We start from the raw sequence: 20259 nt of genomic DNA, 5'->3' as shown, positions 1-20259 counted from the left end.
AAGAATACAGTTTTAGTAAAATTTAGTCAAATTTAATTATTTAAGTATTCCTTAAATTCCGGATACTTTTCAACAAAGGCACGAGCGGCTTCCGGATAGTTGTCCCAGTTTGAATAAAAGAGTGGAACAATGCCCGGGATTAAAGAGATGTCTGTAACGTTTAAATATTCATATTTAATATCATTTTCATCGAAAAACTCTGTAACGCTATCAACATTATTATAAAGAACGTAGCCCACAAAAGTTGAACACACAAAATTATTTAAGATTTCATCATCATTGTCTAAATCAACTTTCTTATTGTTTGCATCTGAAGGATAGACAACTGAACCAAACTGTTTATGATCTTTTGGTGTAAAGAATTTTCTTTTAATACTGAAAAGAGCTATTTTAAAGTTTAAACTTGAAGCGTAATTAATATCAGTACTTTGAACATATTTTGTTACGAAGTCTTTTGTTTTTTGATATTCTTCTTCAGAAACTTTGAGTGCATAAGTAATCTGCTCAGATTTTGTAGGATCGCAGTTTTTCATGTACTTATTGTTCTGAGGTAAGGCACATTCTTCTTCTGCAAGCTGATATTCGCCACCAAGTGTAAGTCCGTAGTAATTATCATCCAGAGTGAAATTCATTGAAGCATGACTTAAATCTGGAACATCTTCAGTTTTAGTGAGTGAAATTCCGTTTTTAAGAATGTTTGCAATATAAAGTGGATTTTTATAAGCAGGATTATAAAGACGGAAAAAAATGTATTTGTAAGTTCCTTCAATTTCAGGAAAAACAATATCATGAGCCAGAATAAAATGAGTATCTTCGGGAGCACCCGGCTCAAAAGAATCTTTTACAAGAGAGCGGGTTGTTTTACAGCTCTGAAAAGAAAATGCTAGGAGGAAAATAAAAATGAGAAAGAGTTTATTAGTGGAAACAGTCTTAGACATTGATTTCCAGCTTTTTTCCTGTCGGCTGGTACTGATAGTAGCGTACACCAGCGGCATTCATTAATTTTTTAGATGCTTCTACAGATGGAGTTCCATCATATTTATTTTCTGCATAAACTACAGTTTTAATTCCGCTCTGAATAATAGCTTTTGCACATTCATTGCAAGGGAAAAGTGTAACATAGATTTTGCAGCCTTCAAGTGAACCGCCGCGATAGTTTAAGATTGCGTTGAGTTCACTGTGAGTTACGTATGCATATTTTGTTTCGAGAGTATCGCCTTCACGCGCCCAAGGGAATTCGTCATCTGAACAGCCACGAGGAAAACCATTGTATCCCATAGAAAGAATTTTATTGTCCTGACCTACAATGCAGGCACCAACCTGTGAGTTTGGATCCTTAGAACGGAAGCTTGCAAGTTTTGCAACTCCCATAAAGTATTCGTCCCAGGAAATATAATCTGCGCGTTTTGGAATTTTATTATTCATGGCGTGTTCCTCGTTTTTTTTCTATTATGTCAAAAATTTACAAAACGTACAATAATATTCAATTAATTTGACAAAACGGAATTCTGAAGGTAACCTTAAATTTAAGTATTTTTCAGGAGGAAAAAAATGGAAGTTAAATTTTTTTATTGCAAACATTGCGGTAAGATCATTGTAGTAGTTAAGGATTCAGGTGTACCAACAGTTTGTTGTGGTGAAGATATGATTGAAATGATTCCAGGTACAACTGATGCTGCTGTTGAAAAACATGTTCCAGTAGTAAATGTTGAAGGAAATAAAGTTTCTGTAAGTGTGGGTTCTGTAACACACCCTATGCTGCCTGAACATTTTATTGAATGGATTCTTCTTGTAACTGATAAGGGAATTCAGAAAAAGCAGTTTAAGCCAGGTGATGAACCAAAGGCAGAGTTTGCATTGCTTGATGGCGAGAAAGTTGTTACAGCTTACGAGTTCTGTAATCTTCATAAGCTGTGGAAATGCTAGGTTATTTTACAGTAAAACTGATTTCATTTGATTCTGTTCCGCAGATGATACGACAGGTATGATTGCCGCGTTCAACAGGAAGAGAAAAGATAAAAGGGCGTTCCAGATTCTGGAACGCTTTTTTTTCGTCATAATAAACATCCAGCGTTGGTTCAGAACCGCCGATTACTTCAAAAGGAATAGCCTGCGTTTGTTCGTTGAGACTGCTGTAGAAAAACAGAGCGTTATCTTTTGGTGTGATAAATGAAAGCTTGGACTGTGAATATTCTACAAGACCAGAAACTTTCCTCATTCTAAACCACTGCTGATATTCCGGTGGATAAATAACCTGAACTTCATTATCGATTAAAGTATGCCAGTTACAGGTTGATAATTGAGTGTCATCTTTGATATATTCGGTAACTACCGAACGGCAGTTTTCTCCAGCCTTCATTCCAGAAACTGAACAGATTCTTTCTTTGTGCCAATGCTCTGGTTCAGGGAAAGAAAGCTCTGCGGGGTCACGGCCACCTTCGAGTTTATCCAAAACATTTTTTGCTACCCAGGCAGGAAGCGAAGAACCGGTTTTTCCCATTACTGTGTTTCCAGAAAAGTTTCCCATCCATACTCCGATTGTAAAATTCTTTGTAGCTCCAAGAGCAACAATATCCTGATACTGATTTGAAGTTCCGGTTTTAAAAATTGAAGGATAGTCTGTCTGGAAGGTTTGTGTGTATCCAAAACCAAGAGAGCGTGCTGTCTTGTCTGAAAGTATTGAACAGAGGAGACGGGCAGTGTCTGAGGAGTAAATTTGTTTTGATTCTTTTGGAGAGTTTGTTTTTGTGTATTGAAGTGGGAGAAAAACGCCGTCTCGTACGAATACACTGAAGGCGGGAACTAATTCATAAAGTGAAACTTCACCGGCTCCAAGTGCCAGACCTAAATCTGCTTTTATTCCGGAATCATTTTTTTTAAGTGAGTCGAAACCAAGCTGATAAAGTTTTTCAAGATATGCTGGAACACCGATTTTATTAAGTGTATCAACGGCAGGAACATTTAAGCTTGAAGCGAGAGCAATTCGCATTCGAACCGGACCATTGAATCTGTTATTAAAATTTTCTGGAATGTAAAGTTTGTCATTGCCGAATTGTGAAGGTACATCGGCAAGGACGGTAGAAGGTTCGAGAATATTGTTTTCAATTCCGAGGGCGTAGAGAAACGGCTTCATAGAACTTCCTGGCTGGTTTGTAACGAGAACGCCGTCAATCTGTCCGCTGTTTTCATTGTCAAAAAAATCTCCATTACCAAGCCAGGTAATTACAGAGCCGTCTGAGTTATTCAGAAGTAGGAGAGAGCCGTTTGTAATTCTTGAGCCCTGGGCCTGTTCAAGGGCTTCGCGCAAAAAGCTTTCAGCGAGTTCGGAGATTTCTAAATCTATAGTTGTGTAAAGTTCGTAAGGAAGTGGCTTATTATTTTTTTGATATTCAGAAGTTATGTAATTAACAAAGTGAGGAAGGTTATACGGATATTTATAATAACGTGCGTTTGCGGCTGCACGGCCCGCCTGCTCACTTATATCCTGAAAACGTTTCTTATGCTCTACAGGATTATAATAAGTTGGATTTCTTGGAATGTAGGAAAGAATCTCAATCTGACCAGAGGAAAGATTCTTCAGGTCGCTGCCAAAATAGGTACGTGCAGCAGAAGTTATTCCGTAAGAGTTTGACCCGAAATAAATTGAATTAAGATAGAGTTCAAGAATTTTCTGTTTACTTAATTTTGCTTCAATGCGGTAAGAATAAAAAACATCTTTAAGCTTTCGTTTAATAGTATGAGATTTATCTGGATTGATAGACTTTGCTATCTGCATGGTGATAGTTGAGCCACCTCGTACAATTTTATCTGCGCGGCGGTTCTGAGTTATAGCTCTAAGAATTGCAAGCCAGTCTACACCGTGGTGAAAATAAAAGCGTTTGTCTTCCTGATTAATAAAAGCCTTTTGTAATTTTTTTGGAATTTGTTTTATTGGAGTAAATTCACGACGGCCGCCTCCGCTCAACGCAGTGACCTGCACCAGCTTGCCGCGGCGGTCGTAAATCCTGCAGCTGTATTCCTGCGCCATAAATTCACTGAGCTCAGGAAATGGCAGCAGGCGAAAGACCACCGGAAATAAAAAGAGAAAGGCAAGAATGAGTAGTGTAACTCTGGCAGCAGGTCCCGGCTTACGCCAGTGAACCTGCAACCAGTTACGAAGTTTTTTAATTGTCTGTTTATTCACGTTGTTACTTAATTATAAAGAGATATCCGTCGCTGCGTCCGAAAACTTCCGGCTCATACATACATTCACTCTGTACTGGAGGTGTCGGGTAAACACCGCGACGTGCAGCACGGAATGTAAAGTCAAAGAAGTATCTGCCGGAGTGCATTTCGTCCCAGAAGAACTGAACCTCGTTGTCGGTAATATTCTTGTGACTCATTGAACTGCGCCAGCTGCGGGTGTAATTACTCTGAGCAGCCGAACCGTTTGTTACAAGAGTAGAGTCGAGAATTTCAGCGCCAGAAGGAATTGGCGCACGAACGGCAACGTATTCTCTTGTACGGTTTGTTTCAATAAAGACCTTAGCCTTATAAATCTTTCCGCTTTCAAGGGTGAGATCACAGGTATCTTTTGCAACGTTTATAACTTCACCAGTATCAAAGTCTGTGATTTCATAAGTAATCTTAATACCTTCATCACGGGCAGCCTGAGCTTCATCTGGAAGGGCGTATTTCATTTCAACAGTGTAGAACAGATAACCTTCTCCATTCTTTTCGAATACGAGAGGAATTGCCTTGTCTTTTGAAAGTGAAGAAACAAACTCATCTTCAAACGGAAGTGAGAGAGTCTTTGGCTTTGCCGCTACTCCATTGAAGTTTTCATTCATAAGTTGTTTGCCGTTGAGCGAAGCACTTGCAGTATAATTTGTAGCATCAAGATTTCGCTTCTGAATGTAGATGTAGAATGAGTCGAGAACAGCGGCAGTGGTAATAGTATTCTGCCAGCGTCCCTTAGACTGTTTTGCAAGCAGAGTATAAATGAGTCTGTCTACCATTTCATCTTTTGGATTCACAGAAACAAAGGCAGAAAGAATTGCTGCATACTGTACAGTTTCATTCTGATACCAGAACCAGTATCCGCTTCTAGCTTTCTTAGAAAGAGTAACGCTTCTCTGGGCAGGCTGCAGGTAAGAACGAATCTTTCCATTGATTACAGTTGCCTTTTCAAGGTCTGCCTGTGAACCAGAAGTTGAGTAAGCTAACGAAAGGTAGGCAGCAGCATCAAGAGTGAGTTCATCAACTTTAGAGTAAAGCTCGCTTTGAATCTTAGAAAGAGAATTATCTTTGAGCATACTGAATACGTAGCAGGCAAAGGCTCTGTCGTAATCATAGTAATTTGAATTAGACTCACTATTATATTTTTTAACTCTGGATGCAACATAATTCTTAAGAGTATTGATATTAATAGGAATATCTTCCGGCTGGTATCCGCGGCTCATAGCAAGCGCATAGATATAAAGAATTCTCAGGCTCACATAATCCGAAGAGTGAATAGACTCCGGCCAGTAACCAAAGCCTCCGTCTGAGTGCTGATAGTCCTTCCACTTCTTTGTGTATGAAGTAACGCAGTCTTTGATATTTACAACCTTTGAGTCGAGCCCAAAAATATCAATGTACTTATCAAAACTAACTAACGGTAGTATGCGAGAACTCTGCTGTTCAAGACAGCCGTAAGGATATTCAAAGAGGTAATTTACTGAACCACCAAGAACGCCAAGACGTGTTGCATCAAGAGTAAAGGTAAGATCTCCGCGTCCTTCTTTAGCAAAGCCTGGAATTATCAAAGATTCTTTTGAAGTTCCCTTCTTTTCATCTGAAATGGTTCCGGTCATAGTAACTGTTTCATAAACAAAAGTCTTTTCGATTCTTATTGGTGAAATCAGTCTTTCATTCAAAACATCAGACTTAATTGTGTAAACAAGATTTACCGTTCCTTCTGTCTGCGCTGCAACATCAAAGTAAACAACGCTGGACTGTCCCGAAGCAACATAAACTGTGTGAGAGCTTTCTCCGTCAACAAAGCCTTTTCCAGGAATTGTCTTACGGCCTTCAAGTTTGTCCTGTTCTGTGTCCTGTGTTGGAGAAAGAACTTCAAGGCTTACAGTAACTTTCTGTCCGTCTTTTCCAAGGTTAGAAATGAGAACACCACATTCTGCAGTATCGCGTTCACGCAGACGTCGAGGCTGTACCTGCTGAATGTTTATAGGATTCTGAACTTTTATTTCTTCTTCCTGAAGAGCAAACAAATCATCTTTTACACCAAAGGCAGTAATGCGGTAAGTTGTAAGACTGTCTGGCATTTTAAAGGTAACTGTTGCTTCTCCATTTTTATCTGTAATGAGTACAGGCTCAAAGAAGGCAGTAGGTCTAAAGTCTTTTCGCTCATCTTCCTTTTCTTCATCAGAGTCGCCACCTTTAAGATTTTTTACACTGTAGGTTACAGGATCCATCAGGTAAGCACGTGAATCTCCACCAAAGGCACGAAGAGGGAAGTTACTTCTGTTGTAGAAGAAATCAATTGGATTTGGAACATGATAGTTGATAAGGTCAAGAACTCCGCGGTCTACAGCCATTGCAGTAAGCTCTGCACCTGCATAAGGTTTGCCGCCCTTTGTAGCTGTGAACTTAATTGTAGCTGTATCACCAGGTTTGTAACTTGGCTTATCACATTCAACCTTAACTGAGAAAGAACGTACATAAGGATTTACAAGAATTGGAGTAACTCCGTAATATCCCTTTGGCTTATCAAGATCAGGCTCACCATAATTATGAGTTGGGGCACCATGACGTTCTGAATAAGAAGATACAGAAACATAAACTACAGGCACATAATTTCCTGCAACTGGAATTTCAATTACTTCTGCACCGTTTTCAAAGTGACGAACTTCTTCTGTGAAAATACCTTCACGTTCAACTGTAATCAGATAGTCTCCGGAAGGAAGAGGGCTTTCCAGAAGAACTCTTGCAACTTCACCTGGATTGTACTGAGATTTATCTGGAGTAAGATTGAGAGAATTTGAATTGTACTGATCGAACCAGCTTGAGCCGCTTCCTGTTACGTAGAACTCGCTCTTGCTGAGAACTTTATTTCCACGGCTGTCTTTACCGGTAATTGTGAGAGTGTACCAGCCGGAAACTTTTGGAGTAATTGGCAGAATTCCGTTTACGAGAGCTTTAAGATCTCCCGTTGCGTCTTCTACGTCTGAACGTTCATAGCGTGTATAAATTGTGTCATCTACACTCTGTTCATGAACCATTGTCCAGACTTCGTGAGAAAGAGAATATTCAAGTGAAGAAATCTTAAGAGGAACTTCACTTTCTGCCATGAGCTTTCCATCTGGATTTACAAGAATATATGGAATTTCAATTTTTTCGTTTGCCTTTGCAAAGCCTTTGAGATTGCGGCCTTTTGCAATTCCAACGTAGAACTGAGCCGGGTGAACAAAAATATCATTCTGCGCTGCAATACGCTGATTAGAAATATCTGTTACTGCGGACTCAACATGATAAACGTAAGGCGCACCGTCTGTGATTTTTTCTGATTCACAAGAGATAGATGCAGTTCCGTCTACGCCAAGCACGCCAGTATCGTTTGTGTAAATATTTCTGTCTGGGTAGATTCCTGTGTAGAAGGTGTATCCCTTTGCAGCAGGCTCAGAAGTTTTGAAAGTTGTTGGAGACTTATACCATGAAACTTCATAGCTTGCTCCGCTGAGAGTTCCGCCTGCAAGATAGTCTGCAGAAAGTTCTGCGGTAAGTTTGTCGCCGCCAAAGTAAGAGATTTCTGGTACTGTAATTGAAGATTCAAATTTTACGCGTTCAAAATCTGCAACGGTAAAACGAATAGAAGCGCTTTCATTTGAATTGCCATTGCGTTTGTAAATGAGATTATAATATCCGCGGTCGAGATTGTCCGGGAGTTTGAAGGAACCATAGAAGCCGCCTGAATCAGAAACTTTTCCTTCAATTGGTGTTATGATTTCTTGAGAATCCCACCAGGCACCTTTTGCTGTAATTGTGTAATCACACTTATGAGGAGTAAAGGTTCCAAGGAGCTGGTCGCGGTCAATTCCTCGGAAAGTAACTGTTTCGCCCGGCTTATAAATTCCACGGTCTACGAACATAAAGGTTCGCTGTTCTGCCTTTCGTGCTCTTTTGTAAGAAGCGGTAGTTACACCTTCTCGCCAGGAGTTATGAGAAGCTGGTGAAAAAGCACATTTGTCTTTTCCGTTTACAACATAAACACAAAGATTATTTTCATTCTGAATTCTGTTAATTGTGTTTTCATCAAAATTAATTACCGCAAGACCATTATTATCTGTGTGGCCTTTAGCAAGCATTTTGTCATAAGTTGACTCATTGCCATATACGAAAATTTCTTTTGGATGATAACTTCCGTCTCTCCATTCCTGATGATCATTAAGATTATGAACAATATAAACTTCTGCATTTTCAACAGGCTTACCGGTAGAAAGACTACGTACCATTACAACAGCTTTATTAATTGCAAGGCGTGCTGTGATACCTAAGTCTGTAACCTGAACAACACCGTTCATTGTAGACTTGTCTGTTTCGTAGCGTTCACGCCAGTAATTATAGCTTTTGTAATTTGCTGTACTTTCATAACGTACAAAACCAAAGCCATCATCAAGATAAGGTTCAAGATCAAGTTCCTGGAAGTTTCTTTGATTTTTTGTTCCAAGATCCAGCTCATAAAAATTTGAATCATTTTTATTAAATGCATATTGTCCGTCTCCAACAGGCCTGTCAGTTTTCTGTAAAGCATAAGAGCCGGAAAGTAGATTCTGATGTCCGAAAAGCATTTTATGAGGGAACTGTGCTTCAAGAATTGTTGTTCCGTAATTCTGATATCTTACATAAGCTTTTTCGCTAGGTGTTTTAAAATTATAAGTGAGCTTTGATGATGCTAAGATTTGGCCATATTTATCTTTAAGATTTTTTCCAAAAACAATTTTATGCGACTGACTATAATCAAAAGGAAGATTGCAAAGTTTTACAGTTCTACCATTTATAATAAGATTTTCTTTTGTGATTTTTTTGCCGTCATCATAAGTGATATTTTCTACAAGAGAATCTGCATCCGGTACCTGCGTAAATTCAATGCGCAATGGCCATGAAGCTTTTGCAGATGAATACTCTGTCATTTCACCAACATCATCAATACTGAAAGGATGCAGAGTTCTATAGTTGTCACCCTTTGCATTTTTATTTACAACGTCGATATTGGCATTATGAGGAACTGTACTTTTGATTGTTCCCAGATAAGTATTTGTGCGGCCAGTATCTTCATCATATTCTGCATGATTTGACCACATGTGGAAGATATCTTTATAAACCGCTTCAAAGTCACATTCAGCTTGAGTTCCATCTACAAGTACAAAAAGGTTATTTTTGATTGTATCAACTGTAGTAGTGTAATTTGTTCGAATTATAAAACGGTTTTCGTAAGGAGGGAGTGCACCTGTGTTCCAGTTGTAGGCACAGTCACTGTCTTTAATATAACCACCCCAGATATTTATTACTTCTAAATCTTCTGCTTTAGTTTTAAAAATTGTCTCGCCTGTGAGTTTTTTTCCGTCTGAAGATTTAAGGTTAGGTGTAACTTTAATTGTGTACTGAACGGTTGGGTCTGCCGGAATATCAGATTCAAAGCTCAGGTGTTTTGTTCCGTACCAGCGGAAAGCTCCCGGTAATGGAGGTTCAATTGTCATTACATCAGAAGTAGTCTGTGGTTTATCTAGAGCTTTTAGAGAGCGGGCAGGGCGAGAGAAAATTACATAGAAGGTTGGATGATTTTCTCCAGCAACAATTTTCTGCTGAGGGCCCCAGTCTTCAACAAAAAAATCTACTGAGTCGTTTGAGTCGTCAGAATCTTCAAGTTTATCTTCTGGTTTATATTCCTGGAGTGCGGCTTTTTTGGTTACGTATTTTGTAACGTAATCTGAAAGTTTTCTGATTCCCGGAATATGAGATTCACTACTGTCATCTTTCGCAGCTTCTTTTTTCTTAGAGCCTTTTGAATTATTTGCTGAATCTGCAAAAACTGAATCAGGATATTCAGGTGTGTAATCCAGAGCAAAGAACTGATTTACCGAATCAAAGCTGACATAATCATTTCCATCTGTTTCGAGATGAAGGGGATTACGTTCCTTGTACTCTGGTGCTTCTTCAGAATAGGAATCTGCATTGAAGGGAGTTCCTTTATAGCCTTCACCAGAACTGGCAACCTTTGAAATGGAAACCTTTTTGGTTTCTGTATTACCTGGAAGTTCTGCATTAGACTTTTTACAACTACCGAACGTTAGTATACAGCTAACTGCAGCCAGAAAAATGAGACGTGATTTCTTCATATAGAACCTCTGAGTGTTATATATTTGTGTGATTTATTCTGTTTCAAGATCTTCGAATTCAGAAATATTAAAACTCTTAATCTGTGCCTTATCTTCATACATTGCTTTATCTGCATAGGCAATAAGCTCTTCAACACCCTTTCCATTTGTTGGATAAACGGCAAGGCCTACAGCTGCAGAAATATCAGCAAGTACATGGGCAGAAAGTTTTGCCGGAACATTGAGAACAGCTTTTAAACGTTCTACAGTATTTGCATAATCTGTTCCAGTATTTTTTCCACGGAAGATGATAATAAATTCATCGCCACCAAAGCGGGCAACAATATCTTCCGGACGCACTGATTCAAGAAGACGCTTTGCAACTTTAGCAAGAGCGGTGTCTCCAACAGTGTGTCCGTACTGATCGTTAATCTGTTTAAAATTATTCATATCAATGAAACACACAGCAACCTGACTTCCATTACGGTTTGCATAATCAATTTCTTTTTTGAGTGTAAAGATTGCTGTCTGTTTTGTGTAAAGCCCTGTAAGCTGATCTAAAGTTGCAAGCTGTGCAAGGCGGATATTGCTCTGTTTAAGTTTTAAGAAAAGCAAAGTAAGAATTGTAAAGGCACAAATCAAAAGAAGTGACAAGGTTCCTAAAACAATTACAAGATGAAGATTTACCCAAAAACCTTTAGGTGCTACAGCAAGCTCCCAGTGAGCATTTGGCATATCAATTTTGCTTGTGACAGGATGACGCATTTTATCGAGGTCGACACCATAAATATGAGTGCGGTTTCCTGTAACATCACTTATCTTATAAATTGAATATTCATAATTACGGCCGTCGATTGCAGAAAGATTTACAGTTTCAATAATTTTCTGAATGCGGACAACTACATTTACAAAGCCCCAGAATTCTGTGCGCTGGTCATCCTTAAAAACTGGAAGGCGGCCAATAAAACCTTCACCGCCCTGTAAAAGCGGATACGGTCCGCCAATTGTAAGAACGCCGCTGGCCTTTGTGCGGAAGGCTTCATCAGCACGTTTTTCATCTTCAAAAAGATTGTGGCCAAGAACGTTTTCATTTCCTTCGAGAGGATAAACAGAAGAAACAATTCCATTTGGAGCAAGCTGAACACAATCAGCGGCAGGGAAGTCTGGAAGAACTTTTGCAGCAACAGAATCAAAATTTTGCTGATTTGCTTCTCCAAGCATTACAAGTGAAGCAATAACTCCGTTCAGCTGGAAAGTGTGATTACAGTTTCTTTCAATTTCGGAGGTACATAAAACAGCGATATTTTTTGCTTCAAGTTTTCGTGAGCGGACAGAGCCAAACGATTCATAAATACTTATATCTGTGAAAATGATGAGCAGAACAATAAAAACCACAACAACAAAAAACAGATCTTTTTTCATAAGGCGGCTTAAGGTTGAAGTGTCATACGTTTTTGATTCTGAAGAATTAGCTTCCATAAACAAATATTATAGTCCAGAATTCAGAATTTTCCTAATTCTTTCTTAAAACACGATATTTGAGAGAAATGGAGTTTCTTCTTTGATTATGTCGGGATTTTTTTCAGCGTAGTCGAGAATCTGCTGGCCAAGGCCTGAGGCGGCAAGTTGTTTTACCTGTTCAAGCGGCACTTTGTTGATGGCGGGGCAGGTTGGGGTGAGGGCTACTTTTAACTGGCTGTGTGGGTTACTGCCGGTGTGGTCGCTTAGGCGTATAGCGCGGAGCGGCCAGATTTTGCAGTCAAAAGGTTTGAGGTCTGGTGGGAGGGCGCAGCCACGGTTTGGGTCGAGGAAAGGGCAAAGAGCTTCTTCCTCTGGGTCTTGTGTTTTATAGGCATCTGAAATATCAAAGGTGTAGGATTTACCGCTTGGGCCGGCTGTACGGAACTTTGCGTTTGGGAAAAGTTCGCTCAGGCGTTCCATTGTGGCTTTGTCGAAAATCGGAGTTTCCCAGAGGCTTTGGCGGCGGAAGCTGCAGCAGAATTTACAGGTGGCGCAGGTTGATTTTGCGAGGATAGGTGTAAGCATGTGAGGCCTCCAGTTATTTTACTTTACCATAGAATTTTTCTAAAATCATCTCGGGCTTATATGAAAGCTTTGCTTTACGAAGGCCTTCTACGCCCATATCTTCTTCGCGGTTGAGGTAAAGAAAGCCTTCACAGCGCTTTGAAAACTGCTGGTTGATCACTGCGTAAGCCCCGTTCTTTTCGTATTCACCGAAGGTTTTTTCATAAATGACGTCGAGAACATCCGGAGAAATTGGGCTGGCAAGCGTCATGGCGGCAGGTTCGCTGTTAATGTAGAGAACGCCGCCGCGGAGATTTAGGAGTTCGCGGTTCTGGAGAGCCTGTTCAATGCTTTCGTGTTCAAGGCGAAGTACTTCTTTTGATTCGCCCTGGTTTTCTTCGTACCAGCTTTGAGAGACTTTCAGAATGTCTTGTGCGATGTCGTTTTCCGGAAAGCTTTTGAATTCCCAGTTTGTACCATAGGTACGGTTGAATCGGGAAATATGATTGCGCTTTTTCTGATATTGAGAGCCCGGAAGGTCGGCCAATTTTTCGCGAAGGTAAATATAATCACAGTCGTCGCGGTTGGTTTTCCAGTTTATTGTGCGGTTAGGAAAATGACGAGCCAATGTTTCGTTTATAAGGGTTTTCTGATCGCTTGTAAGCAGACAGAAGGCTGCCGGACGGTTCTGCTGACGGGCATCATCAAAAATGTGTTCCAGAGCAGTTTTAAGCCAGTTGTCAGGGGAATTTTCCGCATTTGTAAGATTTTTCATGGGGATTGGAAAGCCATAGCCTGTACGGTTTTCATCACCATAATAATAGCGGAAAAGGATATCTTTATGGATTTTGAGCTCGGTATTGTACTTTTCCTGCAGCAAAAAGAGATTTGCCACTGAGGTGTCGCTGCCGAACAATTTTGATGTATCGAGGTTGCTGTTTAGGTATTCAAAATCCTGAAAATTCATATTTAAAAGTTAACGATATTGTATCACAAAAACAAGTTATAAAAAAATATTATAATTGTACAAAATCATATTTTTTACGATTAAAAAGGAGGATTTTGGGAGATTTTTTCCTTGAAAACATTTTTTTAGAAATTTTTAAAAAAATGATGACTCTCTTAATGTTTTTTGCTATTATTCACCGAACGTTGAAATAAACTAAGTTCCTTAGACATAGGCAGCGTGACGGCGTTGACCGTGTATTTTTCATTTATTACAATTTTAGAAAAGGTGGTAATGGATGTTTAATCGTAAAGACTATGTCAGCGATAAGGACTGGCAGCGTTTTCTCGACTTTTCAAAAGATTTGGAAACCCCAAACATCGTAATCAATCTCAACACAATCAAGCAGAACTACATCAGGCTTAGAGATTCATTCCCTTATGCGCGTATTTATTACGCTATGAAATCAAACCCAGGCGAGCCGGTTCTTGAAATGCTTGCAGAAATGGGCTCAAATTTTGATATTGCTTCACGCTACGAGCTGGACATGATTTCAAAATTTAATGTTTCGCCAGACAGACTTTCTTATGGAAACACAATCAAAAAGGCAAAGGACATTAAATACTTCTACGATAAGGGCGTTCGCATGTTTGCGACCGACAGTAAGGATGACCTTAAGGCTATTGCCGAGAATGCTCCTGGTTCACGCATTTACGTACGTATTCTTGTAGAAAATTCTGTCAGTGCAGACTGGCCTCTTTCCCGCAAATTCGGCTGCCATCCGGATATGGCTTATGATTTGCTCGTTCTCGCCCGTGACCTCGGACTCACTCCTTATGGAATCAGCTTCCACGTAGGTAGTCAGCAGCGCGATATTGGTCAGTGGAACGATGCTATTGCAAAGGTAAAGTATCTCTTTACTTCCCTCGAAGAAGAAGAAGGTATCCGCCTTTCTATGATTAACATGGGTGGCGGTTTCCCTGCAAGTTACATCGAACCTACTAACACTCTTGCTGAATATGCTTCTGAAATTACTCGTTATATTCAGGAAGACTTTGGTGATGATATTCCAGAAATCATTCTTGAACCTGGCCGTTCCCTTGTTGGAGACAGCGGTATTTTAACATCGGAAGTTATTTTAACTTCGCGCAAAAATAATACTGCTCTTGCACGCTGGGTTTATGTTGATGCAGGTAAGTTCAACGGTCTCATTGAAACTCTGGATGAATCTATCAAATATCCTGTTGTTACAGACCACGACAAGCCGGGTGAAAAGGAAGGCATTGTAATTATTGCCGGCCCAACCTGTGATAGTATGGATATTATGTACGAAGATGCAAAATATAAGCTTCCAATTTCTTTGAAGGCCGGCGACAAGCTCTACTGGCTTTCAACTGGTGCTTATACTTCTACATATGCGTCTGTAGCGTTTAACGGGTTCCCACCGATTAAAACGTATTTTATGAAATAAGGCAAAATGCAGCAGAAGGCAAATTATCAGAAACAATTGGATGAACTTCTGAAAGAGCTGGAGGGTTCGGCCGCAAAGCCGAGCCTTCTGCTTCATGCCTGCTGCGGGCCGTGTTCTTCTTACGTTCTTGAATACCTTTCTAAATATTTTCAGATTACAGTTTTGTATTATAACCCGAATATCTATCCCCAGGCGGAGTACGAAAGGAGGCTTGCGGAGTTGAAAAAGCTCTATGAAGTTTTTCCGCCTGCACTGAATACTGGAGTGAAGGTCGTTGAGTGCGAATATGAGCCTGAGCAGTTTTATTCAGCTGTGGGAGTGCACGACCAGCCGGAGCTTGCAAGCGAACCCGAAAAAGGCGAGCGCTGCCGACGTTGTTATAAATTCCGCCTGCAGAGAGCTTACGAATACGCTACTTCAAATCATTTTGATTATTTCTGCACTTCACTTTCTATTAGTCCTTTTAAGGATGCAGTGAAAATTAATGAGCTTGGTCTTGAGATTGAAAGTCAACATCTGGCCAACATTGGTGCCGTGACTACCGAGACCTCAGAAAAATCTCCAAAATGGCTCATCTCAGATTTCAAAAAAAAGGGAGGCTTCAAGCGAAGCCTCGAACTCAGCGAAGAATACGGCATGTACCGCCAGACCTACTGCGGCTGTGTTTATTCGATGAAGAATAAAAAAGACTAAATCAAGTTTTTACTATTTTTTTTACATCTTCTATTTCTTTTATAAGATCTTCTTTTGAAGGTAAGCAGAATTGATATTTGCTTGCAAGAATTGTTTTATTATCTTCTGGTAAAGTCATTTTTACTACTGTATCGTTTTTGTTTGTACAAAGAAGAATTCCAATAGTTTTATTTTCATCTGGCAACTTAACTATTCGATCATAATAGTTTACATACATCTGAAGTTGTCCTAAATCTTGATGTGTTAATTTTTCAGTTTTTATTTCTATCAGAACAAAACATTTTAATAGTCGATTGTAGAAAACCAGATCTATAAAAAATTCATCATCTTCTATCAAAATACGTTTTTGTCTTGAATCAAAGAAAAAGCCTTTTCCTATTTCAAGCATAAAATCTTTAATATGAGAAATAATTGTTCCCTCCAAATCTTTTTCGTAATATGAAGGATTTTTCTCAAGTCCCAGAAATTCTAAAACCATAGGATCTTTTATTATTTCTTTAGGACTTTGAGGAATGCGTTCTTTTCTAGCTACAGCAAGAACAGACTCTTTGTCATTACTAAGTAGAAGTCGTTCATAAAGTTGACTATTTATTTGGCGTTCTGTTTCACGAGCTGTCCAGCCATTATTAACAGATTCAAGTTCGTAGTATTCTCTTTTATCAGGATCTGAAATTGAAATAAGTAGTTTATATTGTTGCCAATTTAATTGCGTCCGCACTGCAGACGCAATTGGATAAATACGAAAAAATTGTCTTGCCAAGATTCCAGTACATTTGAACACGGCAAAAATCAACACTTCGAACTGCATTTGATTGAGCAGTTTCAATAATTTTTCTGGCATCTTCTAGAAGTTTTTTTGAGTTAAAAGAATTTAATCTGTTAAAAGATTTTTCCATACCATACCTCAAGAGTCGTTTGATTTTTCAGCGCCAGTCCAACATCAGGCCTGAATTATGGTAAAGAAAAATAAAAGAAACTAAGTGTAGATATAACCGTACATACTAAAAAATATTGATTAGTTGTTGGATATGATCTTCTGTACAGCAGGCTTTACGTTTTAAATATAATTAAAGAAATAAGGAAAATCAACATAAAATAGGAAAACTAATGCGTCCTTATTTCCAGATAACTAGATTTTGTATCTTTACTTATACATCACCAGAAGCACAGAAACTGCAGCCAGTACAAAGATCATATAAACGAGAACAAGTGGTGATGCAATTTGAGGGAAACTGATGAGCATGAAAGCAAGGACGAGAGTTAATGCTCCCAATCCTAATGCTACGTAACCGCTGCTCTTTGCGCGAAGCTGGTTTTTGCGCTGGGTCTCTGGAGATTTGTCTGCTGTAGCTTCGTTGAGCTTATCTAAATATCGTGGTAAGAGAAAATATACGCCGGCGGCGCAGAAAGCGATACCGGCGATAAAAGAAAGAATCACTAAAATCATGGAATATGAATTACCTCGCGAGGTTTAGAACCGTTTGCAGGGCCTACGATTCCGCGCTCTTCCATTTCTTCTACGAGGCGGGCTGCACGGTTGTAGCCGATCTTGAGACGGCGCTGAATATAGCTTGCGCTGGCTTTTCCACTCTGAACAACAATTTCGAGAGCCTGATCGTACAATGGATCATCGTCGCTCATTGGTTCGCCAAACAGGTCGCGTGCTCCTTCTTCATCATCATCTTCAACAAAAATCTCTTCGTCGATGTAGTCTGGCTCACCGTAATCTTTTACAGCTGTAACTACATTTTCTACTTCCTGGTCACTTACGAAAGTTCCCTGGATTCGGATTGGAGCAGGATCAACGGCAGAAGCATAAAGCATATCACCACGGCCAAGAAGCTTTTCTGCACCAACTGTATCAATGATGATGTTAGAGTCTGTACGAGAAGCAACCATGAAGGCAATACGTGTTGGAATGTTAGCCTTGATAAGACCTGTGATTACGTTTACAGAAGGACGCTGTGTTGCAAGAACAAGGTGAATACCTACGGCACGGCTCATTGCTGTAAGGCGTGCTACGATGTTTTCAAGCTCTTTACCGCTTGTTGCCATAAGGTCTGCAAACTCATCAATGATGACAACAATATAAGGCAGTTTTTCTGTACAGATTTTCTGCTCTTTGATTTTTGTATTGTAATTAGAAATATCGCGTACACCCATGCTGTCGAGGAGGGCATAACGGCGTTCCATTTCGCACAGACACCACTGAAGTGCCTGGAGTGCCTTCTTTGGCTCTGTAATAACTGGAGTAAGAAGATGTGGAATATTGTTGTAAAGCTTGAGCTCGACAACTTTAGGGTCTACGAGAATCATCTTTACATCTTCAAAGCTTCTCTTATACAAAATAGAAAGAATCAGCGAGTTTACACAAACAGACTTACCAGAACCTGTAGCACCGGCAATCAGCATATGTGGTGTTTTAACAAGGTCAATGAGCTGAGCTTTTCCAAGAATGTCTTTTCCAAGTACAACTGGTACGGCCATCTTCTTCCATTCAGGAAGATCCATTTCTATGATTTCACGGAAGCCTACAACTGAGCGGTTGCGGTTTGGAACTTCAATACCAACAGCCTGCTTTCCAGGAATTGGGGCAACAATACGTACTGACTGAGCCGCAAGGCTGAGTGCAATGTTATCCTGCAAAGCAACAATCTTACTGAGCTTTACGCCGGGAGCCGGCAGAATTTCGAACATTGTAACTACAGGGCCTTTTTTGATTCCTGTGATGTCAGCTTCAATATTAAATTCAGCGAGTGTCTGCTTGAGGTTCAAAGAAGCCTGTTTTGTTGCATCATCAATAATCCAGTACTGATCATCTTTATATGCTGTAAGCAAATCTGAAGGAATTACATAAGCACCTTTCTTTGTGGCACGATGTGTCTTTGGAGGATTTGCGGGAATCTCTTTTGTATGAGGTGTGTTTTCTTTCTGCTGAGCATTGAAGAAATCTGAAAGTTCATCTTTTGTGAGGTTATTTGCAGAAGCCGGATTTTTAGCAGGCATTGTTTTTCTGATGTCTGCATCCATGTCGGCAAATACACTTGCGGCTGCGGTTGAGATATTTACTTCTTCTTGAGCTTCTTCCTGCTGGGCAAGCTGAGAGAAGATTTGAGAGTTAGCGCCATCTGTTTCTGTTGTGGTTTCGACAGGCTCAACCACCGTATTCACTTTTTTTTCGGCCTGATATGGGTCTTCGATGTTTGGAGAGGTTTTCTTTGCATCTACATTTTCAAAATAATTGTAGAGATTTTCTTTTGTTGCAATTTTAGGACCATCTTCATCATCTGCAAAATATTCTCCTACCGACTGATAGTTTTTCTTTTCTACAGTCTCTGCTTCCTGTTTAGTAAGAATTGCAGGTTTCTGATTTATAGCTGGTTCTTCAATATCAAAATTTGGGAAAGGAAGAGTTTCGTCTTCTACGTAATCATCTTCTTCAACTTCAGGCTCTTCTTTTGATTCATAAACAGCTTCATCCTGAAGTTGAATTCTTGTAGGATACTTTGGTTTTTCAGTTATCGGCTGAACTGGAGTTTTTTTTTCAGCCTCCTGAACAGGTTCCGGGTCATCGTTGATTACGATTTTATGAGGATAAAGAGGATTTTCTACAACTGAATCAATGTAGCGTGTTGCAGCGTATGGATCATTATTGTCACCAGTTTTTGCGGTGGTTTCGACAGGCTCAACCACCGGAGTTTTAGATTCAGCCACAGGAGCATCATCCTTTGGAGGGAACTCTAAAGCCGGGTCGTTTTCATCAAAATCTGCATCATACTCTGGAGGAAGATTTTTTGGCTGAGGTGGAAGTCCTGGCCATTCAAGTTCATCAGCTGGAGTTGTAAGTGCGTTAAATTCTTCCTGTGTGAGCATTGAACCCTGTGCAGCTGGTTCTTTATTAGCCTCAGTTGTTGCTTCAACAGTTGGCTCTTCTACAGAAGTTTCTTCTTCAACTTCCTCTTCATATGGTTCAACATCATCAAGAATTTCATCAAAAATTGTAGGCTTTTTAGCTACAGGTTCTTCTTCTTCGTCATCATCATCTTTCTTAAACTTCTTCTTGAGCTTATCAAACAATGATTCCTTAGGCATTTTGATTTTTGAAAGCTTTGTGAATTCTGGAAGATCTGTTTCGCTTTCAATTGTTTCATCTGAATCTGCAGATTCTGTATCACTGATTTCTGCAATTTCTTCTGTTTCTGAAATATCTTCAACATCAGAAAGAATTTCATCTGCCATTGAAGAAGCTTTTTTAGCTGGCTTTCTCTTAAGATTTTTAAAGCCACCGTTATTAAGGCGGTCTGCAATAATTCCTGTTCCAAGGAATTCAATTACAACGAGCATAGCGCCGGTAACAAGGGCAATAAGAATTTTTACGATAGCAAATGGAGAGTGATCTACTTTAACAATTGAGCGGATAATGCTTTCTGTTACAACACATGTAAAAAATGGAATAAGTGCTGTAAGAAGGCGGAGAGTTTTGCGGGCTGTCCACTTAGAAGCAAAACAAGAAAGTCCTGAAACAAGCAGGAAAGCAGGTATGAGAATGCTGCAGAAACCGTATACTGAATACAGCATGTCTCCGAGTAAGTAAATAATATTGTTATGTCCTGGACCTGTAACGCCATAATCCAGTGGCAGAAGAATCAAACTGATTGTAAAAAGGGCCGCCAGCGCAAGCAAAACGACTCCGGTTATGATACTAGACTTATTAGATGCTCTCATAGTTCCATTATCGGAAAAATAAAAAAAGATTTTAGAGAATTTATTCC

The 20259-nt window shown here is 39.7% G+C and carries 13 protein-coding genes; 3 read left to right on the top strand and 10 right to left on the bottom strand.

The features are described from left to right. Positions 1 to 32: 32 nt before the first annotated feature. Positions 33 to 938 carry a hypothetical protein gene (locus BM161_RS00760; RefSeq protein ID WP_074929753.1) on the bottom strand — a complete coding sequence of 302 codons (906 nt, stop codon included), beginning with the start codon at positions 936 to 938 and terminating at the stop codon, positions 33 to 35. Beyond that, positions 931 to 1425 carry a deoxycytidylate deaminase gene (locus tag BM161_RS00755; RefSeq protein WP_074929752.1) on the bottom strand — a complete coding sequence of 165 codons (495 nt, stop codon included), beginning with the start codon at positions 1423 to 1425 and terminating at the stop codon, positions 931 to 933. The genes BM161_RS00760 and BM161_RS00755 overlap by 8 nt, the downstream gene beginning before the upstream one ends. 126 nt (positions 1426 to 1551) lie before the next feature. Between BM161_RS00755 and BM161_RS00750 the strand changes: the two genes are divergently transcribed. Beyond that, entirely contained in the window at positions 1552 to 1926 is a 375-nt protein-coding gene (locus tag BM161_RS00750) for a desulfoferrodoxin family protein (protein ID WP_074929750.1), read from the top strand. A gap of 1 nt (position 1927) precedes the next feature. Here BM161_RS00750 and BM161_RS00745 read toward each other — a convergent pair whose 3' ends face one another. Genes BM161_RS00745 through BM161_RS00725 form a run of 5 tightly spaced genes read right to left on the bottom strand, consistent with a single transcriptional unit; the run spans position 1928 to position 13344 of the window. Continuing rightward, positions 1928 to 4183: a transglycosylase domain-containing protein gene (locus tag BM161_RS00745; protein ID WP_083425613.1), complete on the bottom strand. Its 2256-nt coding sequence runs from the start codon at positions 4181 to 4183 to the stop codon at positions 1928 to 1930. A 4-nt stretch (positions 4184 to 4187) separates the two neighbouring features. After that, on the bottom strand, positions 4188 to 10373 hold the full coding sequence (locus BM161_RS00740; protein ID WP_074929749.1) for an alpha-2-macroglobulin family protein: 6186 nt from the start codon (positions 10371 to 10373) through the stop codon (positions 4188 to 4190). Positions 10374 to 10406: 33 nt separating this feature from the next. Then, positions 10407 to 11831 (bottom strand): diguanylate cyclase, encoded by a 1425-nt coding sequence (locus tag BM161_RS00735; RefSeq protein WP_074929748.1) that lies wholly within the window; start codon positions 11829 to 11831, stop codon positions 10407 to 10409. Between the two features lie 45 nt (positions 11832 to 11876). After that, positions 11877 to 12398 carry a hypothetical protein gene (locus BM161_RS00730; protein WP_074929746.1) on the bottom strand — a complete coding sequence of 174 codons (522 nt, stop codon included), beginning with the start codon at positions 12396 to 12398 and terminating at the stop codon, positions 11877 to 11879. A gap of 13 nt (positions 12399 to 12411) precedes the next feature. After that, the gene (locus BM161_RS00725; RefSeq protein ID WP_074929744.1) at positions 12412 to 13344 is read right to left on the bottom strand and encodes a DUF2156 domain-containing protein; all 933 of its coding nucleotides are present in this window, start codon (positions 13342 to 13344) and stop codon (positions 12412 to 12414) included. Positions 13345 to 13621: 277 nt separating this feature from the next. On the opposite strand from BM161_RS00725, the gene BM161_RS00720 reads away from it, so the two are divergent. Both BM161_RS00720 and BM161_RS00715 read left to right on the top strand, forming a co-directional pair. Beyond that, positions 13622 to 14794, top strand: coding sequence for a type III PLP-dependent enzyme (locus tag BM161_RS00720; RefSeq protein ID WP_074929742.1), 1173 nt, complete (start codon positions 13622 to 13624; stop codon positions 14792 to 14794). Positions 14795 to 14800: 6 nt separating this feature from the next. After that, complete coding sequence (locus BM161_RS00715) at positions 14801 to 15487, top strand: epoxyqueuosine reductase QueH (RefSeq protein WP_074929740.1); 687 nt, start codon at positions 14801 to 14803, stop codon at positions 15485 to 15487. 1 nt (position 15488) lies between these two features. Here the strand turns inward: BM161_RS00715 and BM161_RS00710 are convergent, their stop codons facing one another. From BM161_RS00710 to BM161_RS00700, 3 genes are all read right to left on the bottom strand, one after another. Then, positions 15489 to 16328, bottom strand: coding sequence for a PDDEXK nuclease domain-containing protein (locus BM161_RS00710; protein WP_218150231.1), 840 nt, complete (start codon positions 16326 to 16328; stop codon positions 15489 to 15491). A 303-nt stretch (positions 16329 to 16631) separates the two neighbouring features. Then, positions 16632 to 16934, bottom strand: a complete 303-nt coding sequence (locus BM161_RS00705; protein ID WP_074929738.1) for a hypothetical protein — start codon at positions 16932 to 16934, stop codon at positions 16632 to 16634. Next, positions 16931 to 20212, bottom strand: a complete 3282-nt coding sequence (locus BM161_RS00700; protein ID WP_074929736.1) for an FtsK/SpoIIIE family DNA translocase — start codon at positions 20210 to 20212, stop codon at positions 16931 to 16933. Before BM161_RS00700 ends, BM161_RS00705 begins: the two co-directional genes overlap by 4 nt. Positions 20213 to 20259: the final 47 nt, after the last annotated feature.

The organism is Treponema bryantii (assembly GCF_900113965.1).
Taxonomy (GTDB): domain Bacteria; phylum Spirochaetota; class Spirochaetia; order Treponematales; family Treponemataceae; genus Treponema_D; species Treponema_D bryantii_A.
Note: the sequence above shows the minus strand (reverse complement) of the source record. Positions and strands in the feature narration are given on the sequence as shown.